The organism is Flavobacterium sp. (assembly GCF_044368995.1).
Lineage (GTDB): Bacteria > Bacteroidota > Bacteroidia > Flavobacteriales > Flavobacteriaceae > Flavobacterium.
In genome coordinates this window covers 1-5,341 of record NZ_JBIPMS010000113.1, presented here as the reverse complement: position 1 = coordinate 5,341, position 5,341 = coordinate 1, and the positions used below count along the sequence as shown (strand labels likewise).

Sequence of the window (5,341 nt, the reverse complement as noted above, 5' to 3'; positions counted from 1 at the left end):
CCGCAAGCAACAACTAAACAACCTGAAATCATAACTACAGACGATGCTTCTTTTATAATTGAAAAAGCGGAAGAAGAAGATATTTTAGAAGAGAGTCTAGCCCAACGTTTGGTGCAAGATTTTGGTGAATTTGATCCTACTTTAGAATTGTCCAACTTTCAAATGCCTTCTATTGAATTGATGAAAGATTATTCAGGGTTAGGTATTACAATTAATCAAGCGGAATTAGAAGAAAATAAAAATAAAATTGTAGATACGTTAAAGAACTACAAAATAGAAATCGCTCAGATTAAAGCCACTGTAGGACCTACGGTTACTCTATATGAGATTGTCCCAGAAGCAGGTATTCGTATTTCTAAAATTAAGAGCTTAGAAGATGACATTGCGTTATCATTATCAGCTTTAGGAATTCGTATTATTGCGCCAATTCCTGGTAAGGGAACCATTGGTATTGAAGTTCCAAATGCGAATCCATCGATGGTTTCTATGAAGAGTGTCATTGCTTCGCCAAAATTTCAACAAGCAGAAATGGAATTACCAATTGCTTTAGGAAAAACCATTTCAAATGAAACCTTAGTGGTCGATTTGGCCAAAATGCCTCACTTGTTGATGGCAGGAGCAACAGGACAAGGTAAATCTGTTGGGTTGAATGCCGTACTTACCTCATTACTTTACAAAAAACATCCAGCAGAAGTAAAATTTGTATTGGTGGATCCGAAGAAAGTAGAATTAACCCTTTTTAATAAAATAGAACGTCATTATTTGGCCAAACTTCCTGATACGGACGAGGCGATTATTACAGATAATGCGAAAGTTATCAATACCTTAAACTCTTTGTGTTTAGAAATGGACAACCGTTATTCTTTATTGAAAGATGCGATGGTACGTAATATTAAAGAATATAATGATAAGTTTAAATTACGAAAATTAAACCCAGAAAACGGCCATCGCTTTTTGCCTTATATTGTATTAGTAGTAGATGAGTTTGCCGATTTAATTATGACAGCGGGTAAAGAAGTAGAAATGCCTATTGCTCGTTTGGCTCAGTTGGCGCGTGCTATTGGAATTCATTTGATTATTGCTACACAGCGACCGTCTGTGAATGTGATTACGGGTATGATTAAAGCCAATTTCCCTGCTAGAATTGCGTTTAGAGTAACTTCCAAAATTGATTCTAGAACAATTTTAGATTCAGGAGGTGCCGACCAATTGATAGGTAGAGGAGATTTGTTATTTTCAAATGGAAATGATTTAATTCGGGTGCAATGTGCCTTTGTAGATACACCAGAAGTAGAACGTATTTGTGATTTTATTGGTTCGCAGAAAGCGTATGCCAATGCGTATTTACTGCCAGAATATGTTGGCGAAGATAATGGCATAAAACTTGATATGGATATATCGGAGCGTGATTCTTTGTTTAGAGATGCGGCTGAAATAGTAGTTTCTGCACAACAAGGTTCGGCATCCTTAATTCAAAGAAAACTAAAACTAGGATACAACCGCGCCGGGCGTATTATTGACCAGTTAGAAGCGGCAGGCATTGTGGGTCCTTTTGAAGGTAGTAAAGCCAGACAAGTTTTAATTACGGATATGAATTCGCTAGATATATTTTTTAAGAACGAACAATAGATTGAAAACATTATAATGAAGAAATTAGTTACACTTTTTGCCCTTACCTTTTTTTTAGTAGCTTTTACACCAGTTGGAAACACACCTACAAAGGATAAAAATACCGCAAAAGCTTTATTAGATAAAGTAGTTGTTAAAGCTAAATCATACAAAAATATGGTGATTGACTTTAAATACGCTATCAATAACTCAGCAGAAAACATCAATCAGGAGAATAAAGGAAAGGTCATGTTGCAAGGCAACAAGTACGTTTTGTTTTTTATGGGCGTGACCAAATTATTTGATGGGAAGAAAATATACACTATTGTTCCAGAAGATGAAGAAATTACAGTTTCTAACAATGATGAAAATGATGCCAATGCCATGTCTCCAAATAAGATATTTACTTTCTTTAAAAAGGGATTTAAATATTCTATGGACATTAAGCAATCTGTTGCTGGAAAAACCATTCAGTATGTAAAGCTTACACCTTCAAGTGTTACAGACAAACGAAAAGAAATCTTAATTGGTATTGATACCAAAACCAATCATATTTATAACCTAATTGAAGTGGGTAAAAACGGAACTAGAACAACTTTAACAGTTACTTCGTTTAAATTTAACCAAAAGTTAGGAAAAAATCAGTTTACCTTTGTAAAAGCCAAATATCCAAATTATTATATTAATAAAGCGGATTAATTAACTAGGTTTCCATTTTATTAGCAAACCCAGATTGCTATCACTAAGTAGTACAACGCAATGAAAATAATTGATAAATATTTATTAAAATCATTCCTGATTACATTTACCACGGTATTTGTAATCCTTTTTTTTATTTTCGTTTTGCAAAGTATTTGGTTGTTTATTGCTGAACTAGCAGGAAAGGATTTAGATTTTTTAACCATATTAAAATTCATTTCTTTCTATTCGCCAATTATGGTGCCTTTGGTACTGCCTTTGTCTATTTTATTGGCTTCTATTATGACCTTTGGTAGCTTTGCTGAAAACTATGAATTTGCAGCGATGAAATCGGGTGGTATTTCTTTGGGTAGGGCCATGAGGTATTTAATACTGTGTAGTTTTGTTTTTAGTGCAGTTGCCTTTTTATTTGCTAACAATATTATTCCTGAAGCGCAATTCAGATTCATCAATTTAAGAAAAACCATCGTTCAAACCAAACCGGCAATGGCTATTGGTGAAGGACAATTTAGTAAAATAGGCACTACAACCTCTATACATGTAGAAAAGAAATCAGGTGAAAACGGCTCGTTTTTAGAAGGTATTACAATGCATATGAAAAAAGGGGAGTTTGGTACGGTTACTACCGTTATTAAAGCCAAAAGAGGGGTGTTGAAAAGTGATGAATCTACCAATTTACTGCAGTTGGATTTATTAGACGGAAATTATTACGAGGACATTCAGCCCAAAAAGTTTGAAGATCGCGACAAGTTGCCTTTTGCTAAAAGTAGCTTTAAGAAATATACTGTTACTATTGATTTGGCTAAACTAAATGGTGCTACTACTGAAGGTAATGAGATTGTTAATACCTACAACATGTTAAACATGAGCGAATTGAAATATACGATTGATTCACTACAATTGACTTTTAACAAAGATGTTATCTCTTATAGTGATAACTTAGATAAAAGTGCAGAAAGTCTTGCTATGGAATATAATGTACCTGTGGTTGCTTCTGTAGTGGTGCCAAACAAGACTAAATTAACCGACGATTTAATTGCTTTGTTTCCTGCCGATAAAAAAGCCCTAGTCTTGGATCTTGCAAAAAACAATCTTAACAATACTATTTTTACATTGGAAAGTTACAAAACAGATTTAGAGTTTAAACAAAACAATATTAACGACCACTGGATTGGGTATTACGATAAAATACTGATTGCCTATTCCTGTTTGTTGATGTTTTTTATTGGTGCTCCTTTAGGTGCTATTATCAAAAAAGGCGGACTAGGATTGCCGCTTGTATTTGCAGTATTAATTTTTATTGTTTATAATTTTGCCAATACGTTTGGTAAGAAATTAGCTGGACAAGACGCGCTTCCTCCTCTTATAGGAACGGCAGCTGGCGCACTTATACTCACTCCTTTTGCGATTTTACTTACTTACAGAGCCACCAATGATATGGGATTGACCATCAATTTAGATTGGTTGGTGCTGCCTATAAAAAGATTTCTAAATAAACGAAATACTAATTCGCTTGCTAGCGAAAATATTACAAATAATGAGTCATAACATACAATTGAATACCATAGAAGAAGCTATTGAAGATATCCGTCAGGGTAAAATGATTATTGTGGTAGATGATGAAGACAGAGAGAATGAAGGGGATTTTTTAGCTGCTGCGGATAAAGTTACGCCAGAAATGATCAACTTTATGGCTACGCACGGAAAAGGGCTTATTTGTGTGCCTTTAACCGAATCGAGATGTAAGGAATTGGAATTGCATACTATGGTGACCAACAATACCGATAATATGGAAACGGCTTTTACAGTTTCTGTAGATTTAAAAGGCAATGGGGTAACTACAGGTATTTCTGCAGCCGATCGTGCTAAAACTATTGAAGCATTGGTACATCCAAATACAAAACCATACGAACTAGGCCGTCCAGGACATATTTTTCCTTTGATTGCCAGACAAGGTGGGGTATTGCGAAGAACAGGACATACGGAAGCGGCTATTGATTTTGCCCGTTTGGCAGGATATTCGTCTGCAGGTGTGATATGTGAGATTATGAATGATGATGGTTCCATGGCCCGTTTGCCAGAATTGGTTGAGGTAGCTAAGAAATTTGATTTGAAATTGGTTTCTATAGAAGACTTGGTGGCTTACAGAATGCAGCACGATAGTTTGATTAAGAAAAAAGAGGACTTTGAAATACAAACCCGTTTTGGTACGTATCGTTTGCGCGCTTATTTACAAGTAACCAACAAGAAGGTACATATTGCCTTAACCAAAGGAAGCTGGAGTGTAGGTGAGGAGATACTTACCCGAATTAATTCTACGCAAGTAACCAATGACATATTGGGTAGTTTGACTGATACTTTGAATAAGAAGTTAGAAGATGTTTTTAAGAAGTTTGAATCGTATGATAAATGTGCGATTTTGTTTATCAATCAAGAAATGCAATCGGTGGAATTGTTGGATCGTTTGGCGGAATTGAAACGTTTGCAGGCTTCGGGAGATTTTACTACACCAAGAATTGCTGTAGATGGAAAAGACTTTGGTATTGGGGCACAGATTTTACATGATTTGGATATTTCTAAGATTAAATTACTAACCAATTCCTGGCAAAACAAGCGTGTGGGAATGATTGGTTACGGCTTAGAAATAACGGAATATTTGAATTATTAAGCTTCAAAAAAGCATGTAAATAGTGACTATCAGCTATTTAAAAAAAACTTCCAAAAAAAGTAATACAATTGTTTTTTTAATAGAAAAAACCTTTTATATTTGCACTCGCATTACGAAAGTGGTGCACGTCTTATTGGAGAAATGGCAGAGCGGTCGAATGCGGCAGTCTTGAAAACTGTTGACTGTAACAGGTCCGGGGGTTCGAATCCCTCTTTCTCCGCTGAATTAAAACCCTAACCACTGTTAATCAGTAAGTTAGGGTTTTTTAATTTAATATTTTCCCAGCATCTTCCCAACAATAAAATTAAAATTTATTTACAATAGAATACAATCCCTTTAACCTGTTTTTAGCTTGTAAATTCCATT

The 5,341-nt window shown here is 35.0% G+C and carries 4 protein-coding genes and 1 tRNA gene; all 5 read left to right on the top strand.

Features of this window, described 5'->3' with window-relative positions:
- Window positions 1-1,629, top strand: a 1,629-nt coding sequence (locus ACIQ2I_RS07675) for a DNA translocase FtsK (RefSeq protein ID WP_396181837.1), incomplete at its 5' end; no start/stop codon positions are given.
- Window positions 1,630-1,644: 15 nt separating this feature from the next.
- The gene (locus tag ACIQ2I_RS07670) at window positions 1,645-2,307 is read left to right on the top strand and encodes an outer membrane lipoprotein carrier protein LolA (protein WP_396181836.1); all 663 of its coding nucleotides are present in this window, start codon (window positions 1,645-1,647) and stop codon (window positions 2,305-2,307) included.
- 60 nt (window positions 2,308-2,367) lie between these two features.
- Window positions 2,368-3,855 carry an LptF/LptG family permease gene (locus tag ACIQ2I_RS07665; protein WP_396181835.1) on the top strand — a complete coding sequence of 496 codons (1,488 nt, stop codon included), beginning with the start codon at window positions 2,368-2,370 and terminating at the stop codon, window positions 3,853-3,855.
- Window positions 3,845-4,975 carry a 3,4-dihydroxy-2-butanone-4-phosphate synthase gene (ribB, locus tag ACIQ2I_RS07660; protein WP_396181834.1) on the top strand — a complete coding sequence of 377 codons (1,131 nt, stop codon included), beginning with the start codon at window positions 3,845-3,847 and terminating at the stop codon, window positions 4,973-4,975. Before ACIQ2I_RS07665 ends, ribB begins: the two co-directional genes overlap by 11 nt.
- 135 nt (window positions 4,976-5,110) lie before the next feature.
- Window positions 5,111-5,195, top strand: a tRNA-Ser gene (locus ACIQ2I_RS07655).
- The last annotated feature ends 146 nt before the right edge of the window (window positions 5,196-5,341 follow it).

Coding starts and splice junctions, on each gene's coding strand:
- ACIQ2I_RS07670 (WP_396181836.1), top strand. CDS start 1,645: ATGAAGAAATTAGTTACACTTTTTGCCCTTACCTTTTTTTTAGTAGCT.
- ACIQ2I_RS07665 (WP_396181835.1), top strand. CDS start 2,368: ATGAAAATAATTGATAAATATTTATTAAAATCATTCCTGATTACATTT.
- ribB (WP_396181834.1), top strand. CDS start 3,845: ATGAGTCATAACATACAATTGAATACCATAGAAGAAGCTATTGAAGAT.